The following is a 15,946-nucleotide window of genomic DNA, read 5'->3' as shown; positions in this document are numbered from 1 at the left end:
CGGGTTCAGTCCGTGCCGCGGACGCCGACCATGGTGATCACACCGTCCCGGAACGTCACTTCGAGCTGACTCAGATCGGTGACGTGGAGATCAGGGTCCAGCGCCCCGGCTCGTTCGCCCACTCCCACCACCCGCATCCCCGCCGCCCGAGCGGCGAGGATCCCGGCCTCGGAGTCCTCGAAGACCACGCACTGCGCCGCGGTGAATCCCAACTCCGCGGCACCTTTCGCAAAGCCCTCGGGGTCGGGCTTGCTGGCGCTCACGTCCTCGGCCGTCACCCGAACGCTCGGCATCGGCAGCCCGGCGGCGGCCATCCTGGCTTCGGCGAGCGGCCGGTCGGCCGAGGTCACCAGGGCGTGCGGCGCCGCGGCTATCGCCGCGAGGAACGCTCCGGCACCCGGCACCGGCACGACCCCGTCCATGTCGGCGGTCTCGCGCTCCAGCATCACCGCGTTCTCGGCGTGGTTCTCCGCCATCGGCCGGTCCGGCAGCAACTCCGCCATCGTGGCGTACCCCTGCCGACCGTGGACGACCTTCAGCGCCCGCTCCGGGTCCAGACCGTGTTCCAGGGCCCAGATGCGCCAGTAGCGCTCCACCACCGCGTCCGAGTTCACGAGGGTGCCGTCCATGTCGAGCAGGAGGGCCCGGGCGGTGAGGGTGGTGGTTGGTGCCGGCATTCGATGTACTCCGTGCTCCGTGGTGGTGGTGCGGAAAGGGCGCATCGGGGCTCGGTCGCCCCCTCGATCGGGGAGCGGGCCCGCGAACCATTTTGTTTATGCATGGTACAAAACAGCTCCCGCACCCGCCACCCCCGGCCCAACCCCGCAGGCCAGATGCGCACGCACCCACCACGATGGGAAGGACGCGGACCCTGAGGAGAACGGCATGGCTCAGGAAGTGAGCACCACGCCCACGAGCCCCGCCCCCGGCGAGGGCCAGAACCGCCGACAGGTGCTGGTCGCCATCGGCGCGCTCCTGCTCGGTCTGCTGCTGGCTGCACTCGACCAGACCATCGTCTCCACCGCACTGCCTACCATCGTCAGTGAACTCGGCGGCCTCGACCACCTCTCCTGGGTGGTCACCGCCTACATGCTCGCCTCCACCGCGGCGACCCCCCTGTGGGGCAAGCTCGGCGACCAGTACGGCCGCAAGAAGCTCTTCCAATCGGCGATCGTGATCTTCCTCATCGGCTCCGCGCTCTGCGGAGTCGCCCAGAACATGGCCCAGCTCATCGGCTTCCGCGCGCTCCAGGGGCTGGGCGGCGGCGGACTGATCGTCCTCTCGATGGCGATCGTCGGCGACATCGTGTCGCCGCGCGAACGCGGCAAGTACCAGGGACTCTTCGGTGCGGTCTTCGGCACCACCAGCGTGCTCGGCCCGCTCCTCGGCGGCTTCTTCACCCAGCACCTCAGCTGGCGCTGGGTCTTCTACATCAACCTGCCCATCGGCGTGGTGGCGCTCTGCGTCATCGCGGCCGTACTCCACATCCCCGCCCGCCCCACCCGGCACACCATCGACTACCTGGGCACCTTCCTCATCGCCTCCGTGGCCACCTGCCTGGTCCTCGTCGCCTCGCTCGGCGGCACCACCTGGGGCTGGGGCTCACCGCAGATCGTCTCCCTCGCCGTCCTCGGCGCCGTCCTCCTGGTCCTGTTCGTCCTGGTGGAGCGCAGGGCCGCGGAGCCCGTGCTCCCGCTGAAGCTCTTCCACATCCGCACCTTCACACTGGTCGCGGTCATCAGCTTCGTGGTGGGCTTCGCCATGTTCGGCGCGATGACCTATCTGCCGACGTTCCTCCAGATCGTCCAGGGCGTCACCCCCACCATGTCCGGCGTCCATATGCTGCCGATGGTGTTGGGACTGCTGATCGCCTCCACCGCCTCCGGGCAGATCGTCAGCCGCACCGGCCGCTGGAAGGTCTTCCCCATCGCAGGCACCGGCATCACCGCGATCGGACTCCTGCTGCTGCACCGGCTCACCGAATTCAGCTCCACCTGGGAGATGAGCGCGTACTTCTTCGTCTTCGGCACCGGGCTCGGCCTGGTCATGCAGGTGCTGGTCCTCGTGGTGCAGAACTCCGTCCCCTACGAAGACCTGGGGGTTGCCACCTCGGGCGCCACCTTCTTCCGCTCCATCGGTGCGTCCTTCGGCGTCGCCATCTTCGGCACGATCTTCACCAGCCGGCTCGAACGCAACCTCACCGCGGCCCTACGCGGCCAAGACGTCCCACCCGGCGCCCGCGCCGGAGACCTCGCCGCCGACCCGCGCACCATCGCCGAACTCCCCGCCGGACTGCGCGCATCGGCGCTGCACGCCTTCGCGTCCTCCATCACGGACGTCTTCCTGTACGCGGTGCCCGTCGTCCTCGTCGCCTTCATCACCGCCTGGTTCCTCAAGGAGGACCGGCTGCGCGGCTCGGTCACCGCCCCCGAACCCAGCCAGACCCTCGCCTCCAACCCCGTACAGCGCTCCTCCCACGAAGAAGTCGCCCGCGCCCTGTCGGTGCTCGGCTCCCGCGAGGGCAGACGCCATGTGTACGAGAAGATCACCCAACGCGCGGGCTACGATCTCCTGCCCGCCTCCAGTTGGCTGCTGCTGCGCATCCGCCGCCACGGAACCGTCGAACCGGGCGTCCTCGCCGACACCACCCCCGTCCCGTTGACCGTCATCACCGACGCCTCCCGCCAGTTGGAGGAGCGGGAACTCGCCCACCGCGAAGGCGTACAACTACTGCTCACCGAGAAGGGACTGGAGACGGCCGTACGGCTCGCGAAGGCCCGGGAGGAGTCCCTGGCCGATCTGCTCGGGGACTGGTGGGGACCCGACCGGCCCACGGACCTGGTGCAACTGGTCGAGCAGTTGAACGCCGAACTCTGCGGATCGGACGAGGAACGCCCCCAGGGCCCCGGTCCCAAGCGCGACCACCGCGCACCCTGAGCAGGTGCGGACTCACAGCTCCTTGCCGTACCAGACGTCCATATACGGACCGGTGCAGTACGCCGGGATCTCCCGGTAGCCCTGCCGGAGGTAGAGCCTTCGTGCCTCGACGAGATCGAGCCGGGTGTTGAGCACCATGCGCCGTGCCCCCAGCCCCCGCGCCTCCTCCTCCAGCGCCGCCAACAGCAGCCGCCCGCCCTGTCGCCCACGAAGCGCCGGCCGCAGATACACCCGGGTCAGCTCGGCGCGTTCCGCATCCAACATCAACACGCCACCACAGGCCGCCGGCGCCCGGTCGAACCGTCCCACCACGAACTGCCCGGTGGGCGGGGCGAGCAGTTCGACGCCGTCGCCCCTGAGTCCTTCAGCGATCTCCGCAGCGGTCGCGGGCCGCTTCCAGTAACGGCTGGCGACCTCTGTGTAGTAGTCGTGGCGCAGGCTGCCGGCCGCGGGGGAGTCGAAGGCTTCGGGGGTGAAGGACCAAGACGTCATGCCCCTGTGTATCTGCTCTCCTGTGCTGCGGGCCAGCGACTTTCATCGGGACCTGCGGCGAACGCCCCTTTGCCCATCACTGGGCGAACCCTTGCTTCCGTGCGGGCGATGAAGCACCATGGTTCGGCATATAGCGAACGGGGCGCGCCAATGGAATCATGCTCCTTCGCTATTTTCCCTCGCCGAATTTTGCAGGCCAGGAGGATGGCGGATGGATCGAATCCGGCGTCCTTTCCGCAGGAGCGGCGTGAAAAGCGAAGAGCATCGGATTGCGCTGCCGTGGATTACACGTCCCTGCATCGAGGTTTAAACGTCGCGAATGCGATTCTGGGCTTGTGTTGCCGTAGCCATGGCCCACCCCACATCTCTGGGCGACGGCAACGGCAACGGCAGTTCAACAGTGAGCAGTGAAGAGATCCGTTCTCGGGATCGTGAATTCGACCCGACAGTTCTTATCACCGAGTGATTCGGCAAGGGGTGCGGCAGGATCCAGATTGCTTCCGGTTGGTGCCCATCGTGCCTGGCACTGCACGGGGCGACCTCCTGTCCAAGGTCCGAACCCGGCCTTCAGGACATCGTCATGATCCTGTCCGGTGTTGCCTCTGTGCGGATCTCTTCGGCGGCGGGCATTCGATATCGGAGGTCTGCCCGCCGCCACCGATATCAGCCCGCAGCGTCCGTGGAGCGGGGCGCGGCTGTCTGGACCACCTCGAAAGACCACACCGTAGACCCGGTCGCGGCCGGCTTTCGAGCCTCGCCCTCCTGGCCGTGGGCTCCGCGCATCGAGCCTGCCATCCACGCTTCGAAGTCCGCTTCGCTGCGCCAACGGGTGTAGACGAGGTACTGGTCGGTGCCCTCCAGCGGACGCAGCAGTTCGAACCACTCGAAACCATCGGCGTTTTCCACCGCCCCCGCTCGTGCGGCGAACCTCTTCTCCAACACCTCGCGCTGTTCGGTGGGGACGGTCAGAACATTGATCTTTACCACGCTGGCCACAGGACCACCTCTCGGGAGACGCACGGCCGAGCAGCGAGCCCGACCTTTGATCACATGCGTGCAGTCTCCTACATCGGTCGGGCAGGGCGCCGTGAGGGTGGCCCGCGGGTACCGCCACCGCCCTGGCCGACATCCGTGGGTCCGGTGAGCGGCACGACGCTCTGAAGGCACCGGATGTGTAACTCGTGGGATGCCCGGAATGTCGACGGACATGCTCTGCCCTGCGGATGGGTCCTCAAGGGACCGATCGTGGCATGGGAGTTGAGCCCGTCGGACTCGGGCGGCGCTACCGGTGGGGGTGCCACAGCGGATCCGTTTGATCGGCCCCTTCTTCTCGCGCCCAGGTTCCTGGGTAAATGCCGGCGTCGCTGGGCGAGGTGAATTCTGATTCAGCACACGCAATTATCACGCGGACGATTTTGTTCCGTTATGTGGTGCGCGGAACGACTTCTGGCCAAAGGTGTCTGGCCCGGTATTCCGTTCCAGTCATTGGTCGCGTGATTGGTGGCCTTTTGGTGCGTGGCGTGTTCATCTCCTCTCGAGGCCCTCCCCTGGGTCCATCGGGAAAATTCAGTCAGCGCCTTGAACCTCCAGTACGGATTTCATGTGCTGAAGTGCCTGACGTCAAAACGTGAGAGGAACGAAAGAGTGCGATCCAAGACCAGTGCCGCAACGCTCGCCTGCGCCCTCGCCGCAGGCACCATCATGTTCAGCGCGCCTGCCGCATCGGCCAACAGCTACTGCAGTTCATCCGGTTACACTGCTGGCGGCTCACCGTCGCACAGATGTACCAGTCTCTCCAACGGGATCCTGACCCACGGTAAGTGGGACGACTATCCCTACACCGGTATTCGCACCATCTACTACAAGTCCGGCGGATCCGCGGTCAGCATTCGCCTCGGCTACACCATGAGCGGTAGTACCACCTACTCCTCCTACTTCACGATCAGTTCCGGTCAGACCACGACGAAGAACTGGTCTAAGTTCGGGGACTACCGCTGCTACAACAGCACCGGAGTACTTCAGTACAGCGGAGGCACCTACCAGACTCCGGCCGCGCACTGCTGAAGTCCGTAACGCTAGGGGTCCCGTCCTTCGGGTGGGGCCCCTTCGCCGCCCCACGGCCTGACCCCGGCAAGGAAATCACCCGTGTTCACCGCGATCTTCCAGAACCACTACGGATACTTAGCCGCCCTCGTGCTCATAGCCCTGGCCTTGGGAGGGTTCACATGGTGGATCTCCGTCCGATTGGGCAACCCCTGCGCTGGGTGGTGGGCCGGGCTTGTCGCCACGCTCACCGGTGTGCTCGGTGTCACCTTTATGGGCAGCGGCAGGGCCAGCGGTCAATGCGTCATCAACCACGACTTCACGCAGCCCTTCCAGGCGACGCAAGGGTTATGGAATCTCGCCATGACGGTCCCACTCGGGATCTTCGCCCTGCTTGCCTCGCGCCGACCGCTGCCCGCGCTCATAGGCATTGTGACGTTGCCCTTGGCCATCGAGTTCACCCAGGCCGAGGTGAGCGGTCTGGGGCGGGTGTGTGACAGCTCGGACGCGCAGATGAACATCCTCGGCGGCTTAGTGGGACTGGCGGTTGCCGCTTCTGTCCTGGCCAGGCGCATGCCGCTCGACTGGCGTGCCGGTACGAAGGCGTCGTTGATCGCCTCCGCGGTGTTGCTGGTGCTGGGGGTGGGCGTGGCCCGCCCGATGCTGACCTTCTCGCACGTGGACGGCACGGGTCTGTCGGCTGCGGACTCCAGCCAAGTGCGGGCCGTCGAGAAGGTGGTGGAAGAAGCGTTCGGCGATCGGTACGCGCTGGGCCGCGTGCAGGACCAGCCGTGTGTCGGGGCGCCGTGCAGGAACGTTGTTTTCATCCTGCTCAGCCGGGACAAGAGGCACCCGAAGGCGTTCAGTAGTGGCACCCTGTCCTGGCCGGACAAGAGGCACCTGAACGTGCTCCTGAAGGACAGCGACCGTCCCAGCGTCATGGGGTATCCCGTTCCAGGGGCGAAGGCACCGTCCAACGAGCAAGAGGCGTACAACATCGCGCTGTCGTACATGCGTGAGCGCTATCCATGGGGGGCCGACGCGGTTGAGCACAAGACGTATCCGGTGGGCGGGAAGGCGGAGCTGGGGTGGATGACCAGTTGGCGCTGGGTTCACGACGGCGTGCTGATGCCGCGGATGCTGGACGTGCAGATCGACAGGACCGGGCACGTTTCACAGGTGGACGTGACGCTCGGCCCCAAGCGGTTGACGCTCGACAAGGCGAAAGTGAGCGCCGGACAGGCAGAGAAGGCGGCGCGGGCCGCGATGATCTCCCGGCTTGGTCCCCGGGCGGAGGGCATCGCGGACGATCTCCGGGCCAAAGCGTTCACGCTCAAGGGGGTCGAACGGAAGGGCACGTGGCGATCTGAGTGGCTGGTGAACCTGTCGATCGGCGCGCGTGTTCCGAACCCCGATCCGGAGGCGTCGGAGATGACGGAACTGTGGCGCGTAGACGCTGTGACAGGACAGGTGTACGACGGTGCGGATCGGCCGCTGAAAGTCGACTGAGGGGTGTCTGGGCGTCGGACCCGGCTCGGCCTTTGACTGCCAGCCGTTCAGTACTCCGATCCAGCGGCTCGGTCGATGTCGGCGAGCCTTCGGGACTTCAGCATCCGGGCGTTCGATCCTGGCCGGGCGGCGCCGTGGCCACCCCTTCGGTCAGATCGTCGACAAGGCAGGTCATGGCGACCGTCTCCCCTTCATGGTGGCCCGCCCGCACCAGCAGTTCCGTGAGGTGGCGGTGCGCTGCGAGCGGGTTCTCGTTCTGCGGGCTCCGGATGCGCTCCCGGTTCGTTGTCGCGGTCCGGTGCCGTGAGCTCCCTCACCCCGGGGTCCGTACCGTGCCCCGGTGCTCCACGGCCGCACGGGTCAGGAGCAGCAGCTCGCGCTGGTCGGGCGGCAGCGACTGCACCGCGCCCCAGGACGGTTCCAGTTCGGCCGTGGTGAGCGCGGCCAACGGTCGTTCCCAGACGGCGGACGGGTGCAGCAGATCGTGCACGGTGAGTGCCGCACCCTTGTTCTTGCGCCCGAAGCCGCCTCCGGTCGCGTAGGCGAGACGGCGGCCGTCGGATGAGGCGGCGACGGCCAGTGGCGGGCGCGGGCTCGGGCGCGGCAGGTCCCGTGGCGTCAGGGTTGCGGTCTCGTAGCAGTGGGCGCGCTGCTCGCCCGGTGCCCAACCGCCGACCGTGCGCCAGGAGGGCACGGCGAACAGATGGCGCAGCCTTGGCGCCTTCTCCGTCGCTGCGACCACCAGCAGCCGTCCGTCCACCACCTGCCACAGGAAGACGCTGCCGCGATCTCCCACGGAGACCAGTTCATCGCTGGAGACGAACACCAGCTCCTCCACATGTCCGTGGTCGGGGGGCGCGGTTCCGCGGGCCAGCGCCGTGGTCAGGGCGGAGTCGGTGAGCACCACCGACGGGCCGTCCGCGAAGGCCAGCCGGGTTCCGGTCGGGTCCGCCGCCACCACATCGCCGCGGCCCAGGCCGAAGGAGGCCAGATCGACCCTGCGCAGGGGCGCGCCGGGATGGCCGAGCAGCGCGGCCGAGCGCGGACGCAGTCCGATCACATAGCCGTCGTCGATCGCCACGGCGCGTGCTCCGTCGAAGAGCGGCCCGCTGCCGAGGCGCTCGGTGCGACCGGCCGCGTACTGCACGAGCTCCCACGGTCCGTGCCGGGGGGCCTGCACCGCCCTGGCGGCGGAACGGCCGAGCCAGGGTGTGCGGATCGCCACCACTTCGCCCGATGGCAGGGTGGTGAAGGAGCCGTGGCCGGCGGGGCCTGAGTAGAGCAGGGTGCGCTGTCCGGTGGTGGTGTCGAGCAGGTGGACGCGGTCGGTTCCCGCGTCCGGGGCCGTGATCAGGGTGAGCAGCGGGCCCGTCGGAGCGAAGGAGAGCTGGCGGGCGCTGTGGATCGGGTCGTGGGTGCGGACGACGGCCCTACGGCCCGTGGACCGTGCTGCTCCGGCCAGCGCACGCGGTCGTGCGGCGCGCAGCTTGGCGAAGAGCGGCGCCGCGGTCGGGTCCGGTGGGTTCCACCGTCGGGGAAGGCGGCGGGCGATGCGGGCCGCGTCCGCGACGGGCACGGCGATGGTGAGTTCCCACAGGCCCGTCCGGTCGCGTCGCCGGCGCAGTTGTCGTGCCAGTCGGTCGATCTCGCGTCGAGTGCTCCAGGCGACCTGGGCCCGCACGGTGAGGGCCCGGAGGTCGTGCAGGGCCTTGGCCACGTGGGGCAGCCACTGCGAGGGGTCGGACTCGGCGAGTCGTCGGTGGTGTTCCAGCGCCTCGGTCAGGAGGGGTTCGGCGTCCGCGGTGCGCTCGGCGGCTGCGAGCAGCGAGCCGAGTGTGTGGACGGAGGTGGCGAGTCTGGCCCGGGAGGCGGCCGGGGACCGGTACAGGTCGACGGCCTCCTCGGTCACCGTGATGGCCTCCGCGGTGCGTCCGACGTGGTGCAGCCGTCCGCCGAGGGTGAGCAGGGCGGTGGCCAGTCGGGGCGTACGGGCCTGAGGGGCGAAGGGCACCAGCCGCCGCAGGTCGGCCACGGCGTGTTCGGCGACCGTCAGAGCTTCCTGGTGGTTGCCGACCTCCGCGAGGAGCCGGGCGCGGTGATGGGTCAGTTCCGCGTGTTGTGGTGCCGCCTTGACGAAGGCGAGGAGGTCGACCGCCCGCAGCGAGGCGTGGACGTTCTCCGCCTCCTCGGTCACCGCCAGGGCCTCCCGCAGTCGGCCGCCGCGGTGCAGCACGTCCCCGAGCCCGGCGAGGGCCGCCGCGAACTGGGGCAGGAGCGCGGGGTCTTCGGTGATGAGCATGCGGTAGCGCGCCACGGAGTCCTCGCAGCGGGCGATCGCCTCGGCGGGTCGGGGCACGCGGGCCAGCAGTTCCCCGCTCTGGAGCAGCACCGCGGCCAGCATGGTGCGGTACGCGGGGTCGGCAGCGGCCAGCTTGCGGAATCGGGCGATGGCCTCGTCCGCCGCGGCCAGAGCGTCGTCCGTGGTCCGGCCGGCTAGGCCGGGGCTGACGCCGGGACCGGTGTTCAGGGCGGCTTCGTTCACCGGTGGGCCGCGCCACCGTTCGTGGACTGCGGCGGGGCGCTCTGGTGGTGGACGACATTGCCGCCCCGCGCGGCGAACGGGGTGGCGCCGTCGTGGGCGGTGTTGGTCCGATGCCAGCTCGTGATGGTGTTCGGTCGCCCGTCGTGGAGGCGGTCGACCAGCTCCCGCAGGGCCCCTTCGTCGTCCGGGTGCCGTTTCAGCCGCCGGGTCAGCAGGGTCAACTTCTCGCGCACCAGGTCGGCCCGGCGGTGTTCGGCCAGGGTCATCACGGTGTGGGCGTCGCCGTCCAACTGGGCCTCGATCACCGCCGGCCGGTCGGGGGCGTCCCGTTGGAACCAGCGGACGACTCCGTCCCGGGCTTCGCCCCGGACATCGGTGGCCATCGCTCCCGCCCGTGCCGTACCTCCGGCACCTGCGTCAGCCGTGAGCGCCTCCGCCAACATGTTCCATCCCCCGTCGCCAAAGCGATCGCCGACCGGGTCGGCGGTGCGTCCAGCGTAGGACGCACCGGGGGGTGCAGGGCGGCGCTCGCCCGTTCAAGAGGGCTTGGGGCGTGGGCAGTTGCGTTCGACGCTTCCACCGCGCGGGTGGTGATGTGCGTGGCCGTCGAGGAGCTCCGTCAGACGCCGGACCACGGCGGTGTCTCGCTCGGCAGGGGCGAACCCGGTCGGGCAGTGGGGGTCAGTTGGTGTGGCGCACGGCCGACTCCGCCTCCTGGGCGAGCCTCCGCAGTGCCAGGAGCGCCGGCTCCAGCAGGAACGTCAGCAGGATGGCCCGCTCCGCTTTGTCGAGCGGGTCGTCGTGTCCCTGGAGCTGATCGAGGTCCAGAGCGGCGGTGCGGGAGGCGAGTTGCGCATAGGGCAGCAGGTCCTGCCAGTCGTACTCCACCCCGAGCGAGTGCAGGGTCCGCAGCGTCTCGGATATGACTTCGCGGGCGGGGTTTCCTTCGGTGACCCGCCACTCCATTGCGGTGATCAGGGCGTCCACGGACTGACGGTCGGCCGCTTCGCTGGGTGCTTCGGCGCCGGCGGTCGTATCGGGCGGTGCGGATTCGGCCCGACCGGCGGGGGTCGGCCAGATACCGAAGACGAGTCCGAGCAGGCCGTGGGTGTCGGTCTCGACTCCGGACAGGGCGTCGAGCACCTCCTTGGCGCCGCTGACGGACAACCCGCGCACTCCGACCAGCGCACGTATCAGCCGGAGTCGTCGAACGTGCGAGTCGTCGTACTCCGCCTGGGTCGCGGCAGTGGCCCGCCCGGGTGGTAGGAGCCCCTCGCGCAGATAGAACTTGATCGTCGCGGTGGGCACCGCACTGCGCCGGCTCAGCTCGGAGATCCTCATCGACCCCACCCTTCCTGCGGCGCTGGCTTCGTTTGGTGATGGCTTTCCTGTGGCACTGGAGAGTGGAACTATCTATTATGGATAGTGTCACTCTCCAACTGGGAAAGAGGATACCCGTGCCCGCTCTCCCCTGGGTGAAGCCCCACCCGGCCCGTCCCGGCACCCGCGCCTATGTCATGGCCTCGCGCTTCGAAGTGCGGTCCCTCAAGGACGTCCCGCGCTTCCTCCTCAAGACCGTCTCCGCCTGGCAGCAAGTGCGCAAAGCACCCGGCGCCCTCGGTGTCTCCCTGGATGCCCACCCGTTCCAGCGCGTCTTCTGCACCCTCTCCGCCTGGGAGGACCGTGATGCGCTCTACACCTTCGCGCAGACCGAACCCCACCGGGGCGTGATGAGCGCCATCCGTCCGGTGATGCGGACGTCGACGTTCACCTTCTGGGAGGCTCCGGTGGCCGACCTGCCCATCGACTGGGCGGACGCCAGAAGGCGCCTCGACGAGCAGGCGGCCTCCGACGCCCGCGGCTGACGACCCCGCCGCCCCGATGCCGGCGGGTCCTACGATCACTCCCCATGGCACACATCACGGGACTGCGGACCTACGGCGTCGCGATACGGGACCTGGCGGAACGCTGGATCGAACGGATCGAACTCTCCGCGCAGGAGCGGAATCCCGACGACGGCGGATTCGTCTGCTCGCCCACCGGACTCTGGCTGGCCCTCGCGGCCGTCGCATCGGGCGCCCGGGGCAGGACCGCCGACGAACTCGCCGCACTTCTCGGCGTCGCCGCAGCACCAGCGGCCACCGCGGCCACCGACGCCGCCGCCGAACTGGCCGCGACCGACTCGCTCGCCACGGCCACCCATGTGTGGAGCACCGTTCCGCTCCATGAGGACTTCCGCGCCGGCCTGCCCGACATCGGGTTCTCCACCACGATCGACCCCGCGCAGATCAACGCCTGGGTACGGGAGGCCACCGACGGGATCATCGAACGGCTGCCCGTCCCTCTCGATCCGTCCATCGTGCTGGCCCTGGTCAACGCACTGGTCCTGCAAGCGCGCTGGGCCACGCCCTTCAACGCCGCCCGCACCCTGCCACGGCCCTTCCGTGATGCGCTCGGAGGACTCCACACCGTCCCGACCATGCACCGGGAGCTGAGGCGCGACGAGGCATGGATGTTCGAAGGGTCGTACGTCGTGGAACTCGCGTGTGCCCCGGTCCACGGCGGCCGACCGGCCCGGGTGCGACTCGTCCTCGGTGCCGAAGGGCGGTCCGCGGCCGAAGTGCTCCCCGCGGCCTGGGCCCCACGGGCCGGGGCCGCCCCGATCGCCGCCGATCAGTTGGTGGTCGCGCTGCCCCGGTTCGCGCTGCGCACCACCCACGACGTCACGGGGGAACTCGCGGCGCTCGGTGTGCACGAGGCGACCTCGGCGACCGCGGACTTCTCCGCACTGTCACCCGAACCGCTCATGATCAGCCAGGTCGTCCAGGAGGCGGTCGTCGAGGCCGCCGAACTCGGGGTGCGGGCCGCGGCCGTCACCGCCGTACTGATGGCGCGGGGCGCGGCCCGGCCCCCTGCGCGCACGACCGTCACGATCGCCTTCGACCGCCCCTTCGGCATCGCGGTCATGGACGGCAGCGGCGAGGTCCCGCTGTTCGCCGGCTGGCAGTCGGGCGCCCCCAAGGGCCCCGAGGAGCCGCTGTCCGACGCGCCCTGACCGTGGGCGGACCGTCCCTGAAGTCGCGCCAGCCCCCGTGAGGAGCGGCCGGCGCGACCCCCGGAATCCGTCCGTCAGGAGAGGACCCGGGCCAGCAGGAAACCGTCGTACCCCTTCACCCCGACCGTCTGTACCGCCGTCGCGTCCAACCGCGGCTCCCGGGCCACCCATGCGTACATCTCCCGGGTGCCGACCACCGACGGGTCCGTGCTGTCCCGGTCCACCACGGCTCCGCCGCGCACGGTGTTGTCGACGACGATCAGGCTGCCGGGTCGGGAGAGCTTGAGCGCCCACTGGACGTACTGCGGGTTGTTCTTCTTGTCGGCGTCGATGAAGAACAGGTCGAAGGGGCCCGCTCCGGGTTCGGCGGCCAGCTTCGGCAGCGTCTCCAATGCCGCACCCGTGCGCACCTCCGCGATGTGGTCGAGCCCCGCCCTGGCCAGGTTCCCCCGTGCCACATCGGCATGCTCCGGGCTGTACTCCAGCGAGATCAGCCGGCCCCCGTCGGGCAGCGCCCGCGCCAGCCAGATCGTGCTGTAGCCGCCCAGGGTGCCGATCTCCAAGACGGTGCGCGCGCCCATCGAGGCGGCCAGCAGGTGCAACAGCTTGCCCTGGTTGCCGGCGACCGCGATCGACGGCAACCCCGCCGCCTCGCTCGCCGTGAGCGCGGTCGTCAAGGCGTCGTCGTCGGGGGCCAGCAGATCGGTGAGATAGCGGTCCACCGCCTCCCAACGCTCCTGTGCCGCGTCCTCGGTGGTGTGGTCCGCTCGCTGTGATCCCGTAGGCAACTTTTCCGTCATGACACAAACGTAGGCGAGACCCCGAATTCGGGCCCGTATCAGAGCCGACCTGGCAATCCGTACGTCCGACGTCTTGTATGTTCCCCCGCGTACCTCTTTCGCGCCCGACCTGGCGCCCGCCGATGGAAATCCGAGCAAAACGGGATGACTGTCAGGCAAAGAGGGGGTTGCCGCAGTCTCTTGGGACGGGCAATGCAAGGCTCTGTGAGCCAAATGACCACGATGGTAACGGAACGTAGGGGAGGCGCGGCGCGACGTGGCGAACGCGGAGCACAGCGTGCGCGGGAGTGCAACGACGGACTCAAGAATGGGCGCGGCCAGGCTCGCCCTGTGGCTTGTGGCCGCCGTCCTCGCCATACGACAGACGACGGTGGTCCTGCGGCAACCGCCCGGTGAGCGGTTCCTGGACCTGGAGACCTGGATCGGCCCGGACGGCGGCCTCCACCTGGACGGCTCGCTCTACGCGGACGACCGGTTCACGGGCACCCCGTTCGCGGGCCTGGTGTTCAATCCGCTCACCCGGACCGCCGAGCAGGCACTCGGCATCGTGTGGACCATCGGCACGCTCCTGCTGGTCGTGGGCATAGGACTGCTGGTGGCGCGCTCCCTGCCGGGGCCGGTGTCCCGGCGCAGCAGTCTGCTGGCCGCCCCCCTGGCCGTCTGTCTGCTGCTGGTCTCGTTGCCGGTGCGCAACAGCTTCCACCTCGGGCAGACCAGCATCATCCCCGTGCTGCTGGTCCTCCTGGGCGCGCTCGCCGTGCGCGAGGAACGGGTGGCGGGGCTGCTGATCGGAGTGGCCGCCGCGCTGCAACCCGCGGTGCTCGTCTTCGTACCGCTGTTGTGGTTCACCGGCCGCAGACGGGCGGCGATCACCTCCGCCGCCACCTTCGCCGGCAGCACGGCCCTGGCCTGGGCCGCCCTGCCGGGCGACTCCGTCACCTACTGGTTCGACCACGTCGCCGGTGCCGGACTGGGCAGCCACCCCGACGGACTGGCCAACCAGTCCCTGCACGGCGCACTGCTGCGCTTCGGCCTCGAAGGCCCGCTGGAGATAGCGCTCTACCTCGCCCTGGCCGCCGTGGTCGCGTGGTTCGGTGTGCGCAGGGCGGTGCGGTACGCCCAGGACGGCCAGCTGCTGCTCGCCGTGGCCGTGACCGGGTGCGTGGCGATCGCCATAGCGCCCACCACCTGGCAGCACCAGTTGCTGTGGCTGCTGCTCGCGGCCGTCGGCCGGGTCGGCAAGCGGGCGTCCGACCGGATGCTGTGGCCCGTGCTGATCGTGCTGACGGTCACCCTCCCCAGCAAGATGCTGCTGCCGAACATGGTGGTGCTGGAGCCGATCCGCCACAACGCCGTGCTGATCGCCGCGCTCGCCGCGGCCTGTGCGGTGCCCTTCCTGCCCAGGACCTCCCCGCACTTCCGGCGTCCCGTACCCACCGAGTACGTGAAGCCGGCGCCGTCGCGCTGGAGCCGGGTGCCGCTGCTGCCGTTCTGGCGGCGCGTGGTGACCCGGCCCAATCTGCTGCTGGAACTGATGGTCATCCGGGCCGGCTACTCCATCTACTCCAGGATCAGGCTGGAGGCAACCGGCAGTGTGGACGAGGCCAGGGCGCACGGCCGTCAGATCAACTCCATCGAGCAGGCGCTCGGCTTCGACATCGAGCACTGGTTCAACCACGCCGTGGTGAAGGTGGAGTGGTTGGAGTCCTTCTTCAACTTCTACTACACCTCGTTCCACTTCCCCATCCCGTTGATCATCCTTGCCCTGCTCTACATCCGCCGCCCCGGCGACTACCGCTGGGCGCGTTCCGCGCTCGCCTTCGCGACCCTGCTGGCGCTCGTGGGCTTCTGGCTCTACCCGCTCTCACCGCCGCGGCTGATGCCGGGGATGGGCTTCATCGACACCGTCCACAAGACGGCGGACCTGAGCAAGCCCGAGTTCGGTGCGATGACGGCGGTCACCAACCAGTACGCGGCGATGCCATCGCTCCACTTCGGCTGGTCGCTGTGGTGCGGTGTGGTCGCCGTGATGCTGGCGCCCAAGCTGTGGATGAAGCTGCTGGGCCTGATCCATCCGTTCATCACGCTCTGCGTGATCGTCGGTACCGCGAACCACTGGATCCTCGATGCGGTCGGCGGCGCGGCGGTGGTGGGCATCGGCTTCGCGCTCACCTATGTGCTCTCCGGCCGGCGCAAGCTGCTGCCGCCCCCGGTGCCGGTGGTGCTGCCGAGTGCGCGCGAACCGGAACCCGCGCGGGCTTCCGTGCCCGCCGCCCGTGGGCGAGGGGACGCGGCGCAGGAGCCGGCCATGGCCGGTGGGGGGCACGAGGACCCGGAGGGCGAAGCGCGCCCCGAGCCCGCGGTGCCGCAGTAGTCGCTGAGCTGACGAGGCCCCCGGGGGTCAAGGGAGGTCCCATGACCCCCGGGGTGGATCGCCGCTCCCGCCAGCATCCGACGACGGCCCGTTTCCCGCCACCGGGAAGCGGGCCGTCGGGGATCCGGGGCGTACGCGCGGTTCGACGGTCCACACAGAAACGACCGTGGGCCCCCCCCCCAGGCAGGGGGGCC

Annotated in this window: 13 protein-coding genes; 6 read left to right on the top strand and 7 right to left on the bottom strand. The window is 69.3% G+C overall.

Annotated elements, in window-relative coordinates:
* Positions 1 to 5: 5 nt before the first annotated feature.
* The gene (locus ABZ348_RS06175; RefSeq protein WP_358929883.1) at positions 6 to 677 is read right to left on the bottom strand and encodes an HAD-IA family hydrolase; all 672 of its coding nucleotides are present in this window, start codon (positions 675 to 677) and stop codon (positions 6 to 8) included.
* Between ABZ348_RS06175 and ABZ348_RS06170 the strand changes: the two genes are divergently transcribed.
* The gene (locus tag ABZ348_RS06170) at positions 628 to 2,937 is read left to right on the top strand and encodes an MFS transporter (RefSeq protein ID WP_358929881.1); all 2,310 of its coding nucleotides are present in this window, start codon (positions 628 to 630) and stop codon (positions 2,935 to 2,937) included. The genes ABZ348_RS06175 and ABZ348_RS06170 overlap by 50 nt on opposite strands.
* Before the next feature lie 12 nt (positions 2,938 to 2,949).
* On the opposite strand, the gene ABZ348_RS06165 is transcribed toward ABZ348_RS06170, so the two are convergent.
* Positions 2,950 to 3,429: a GNAT family N-acetyltransferase gene (locus tag ABZ348_RS06165; RefSeq protein ID WP_358929879.1), complete on the bottom strand. Its 480-nt coding sequence runs from the start codon at positions 3,427 to 3,429 to the stop codon at positions 2,950 to 2,952.
* 663 nt (positions 3,430 to 4,092) lie between these two features.
* Positions 4,093 to 4,425 carry an antibiotic biosynthesis monooxygenase gene (locus tag ABZ348_RS06160; protein WP_358929877.1) on the bottom strand — a complete coding sequence of 111 codons (333 nt, stop codon included), beginning with the start codon at positions 4,423 to 4,425 and terminating at the stop codon, positions 4,093 to 4,095.
* Positions 4,426 to 5,073: 648 nt separating this feature from the next.
* On the opposite strand from ABZ348_RS06160, the gene ABZ348_RS06155 reads away from it, so the two are divergent.
* Positions 5,074 to 5,493 carry a hypothetical protein gene (locus tag ABZ348_RS06155; RefSeq protein ID WP_358929876.1) on the top strand — a complete coding sequence of 140 codons (420 nt, stop codon included), beginning with the start codon at positions 5,074 to 5,076 and terminating at the stop codon, positions 5,491 to 5,493.
* Between the two features lie 81 nt (positions 5,494 to 5,574).
* A complete protein-coding gene (locus ABZ348_RS06150; RefSeq protein ID WP_358929874.1) occupies positions 5,575 to 6,981 on the top strand; it encodes a VanZ family protein in 1,407 nt (468 codons plus the stop codon).
* A 313-nt stretch (positions 6,982 to 7,294) separates the two neighbouring features.
* Here ABZ348_RS06150 and ABZ348_RS06145 read toward each other — a convergent pair whose 3' ends face one another.
* From ABZ348_RS06145 to ABZ348_RS06135, 3 genes are all read right to left on the bottom strand, one after another.
* Positions 7,295 to 9,523, bottom strand: a complete 2,229-nt coding sequence (locus ABZ348_RS06145) for a tetratricopeptide repeat protein (protein ID WP_358929872.1) — start codon at positions 9,521 to 9,523, stop codon at positions 7,295 to 7,297.
* A complete protein-coding gene (locus ABZ348_RS06140) occupies positions 9,520 to 9,966 on the bottom strand; it encodes a hypothetical protein (protein ID WP_358929870.1) in 447 nt (148 codons plus the stop codon). Before ABZ348_RS06140 ends, ABZ348_RS06145 begins: the two co-directional genes overlap by 4 nt.
* Before the next feature lie 238 nt (positions 9,967 to 10,204).
* On the bottom strand, positions 10,205 to 10,864 hold the full coding sequence (locus tag ABZ348_RS06135; RefSeq protein WP_358929868.1) for a MerR family transcriptional regulator: 660 nt from the start codon (positions 10,862 to 10,864) through the stop codon (positions 10,205 to 10,207).
* A gap of 116 nt (positions 10,865 to 10,980) precedes the next feature.
* On the opposite strand from ABZ348_RS06135, the gene ABZ348_RS06130 reads away from it, so the two are divergent.
* On the top strand, positions 10,981 to 11,388 hold the full coding sequence (locus tag ABZ348_RS06130) for a DUF3291 domain-containing protein (protein ID WP_358929866.1): 408 nt from the start codon (positions 10,981 to 10,983) through the stop codon (positions 11,386 to 11,388).
* A 44-nt stretch (positions 11,389 to 11,432) separates the two neighbouring features.
* Entirely contained in the window at positions 11,433 to 12,578 is a 1,146-nt protein-coding gene (locus tag ABZ348_RS06125; RefSeq protein ID WP_358929864.1) for a serpin family protein, read from the top strand.
* 74 nt (positions 12,579 to 12,652) lie between these two features.
* Here ABZ348_RS06125 and ABZ348_RS06120 read toward each other — a convergent pair whose 3' ends face one another.
* Positions 12,653 to 13,378, bottom strand: a complete 726-nt coding sequence (locus ABZ348_RS06120) for an O-methyltransferase (protein WP_358929862.1) — start codon at positions 13,376 to 13,378, stop codon at positions 12,653 to 12,655.
* Between the two features lie 307 nt (positions 13,379 to 13,685).
* Here ABZ348_RS06120 and ABZ348_RS06115 point away from each other — a divergent pair, with 307 nt between their 5' ends.
* On the top strand, positions 13,686 to 15,752 hold the full coding sequence (locus tag ABZ348_RS06115; protein ID WP_358930427.1) for a bifunctional glycosyltransferase 87/phosphatase PAP2 family protein: 2,067 nt from the start codon (positions 13,686 to 13,688) through the stop codon (positions 15,750 to 15,752).
* Positions 15,753 to 15,946: the final 194 nt, after the last annotated feature.

Source organism: Streptomyces sp. NPDC005963, from assembly GCF_040638655.1.
Classification (GTDB): domain Bacteria; phylum Actinomycetota; class Actinomycetes; order Streptomycetales; family Streptomycetaceae; genus Streptomyces.
The sequence above is the reverse complement of the archived record's forward strand: the minus strand, read 5'-3'. Positions and strand labels throughout refer to the sequence as shown.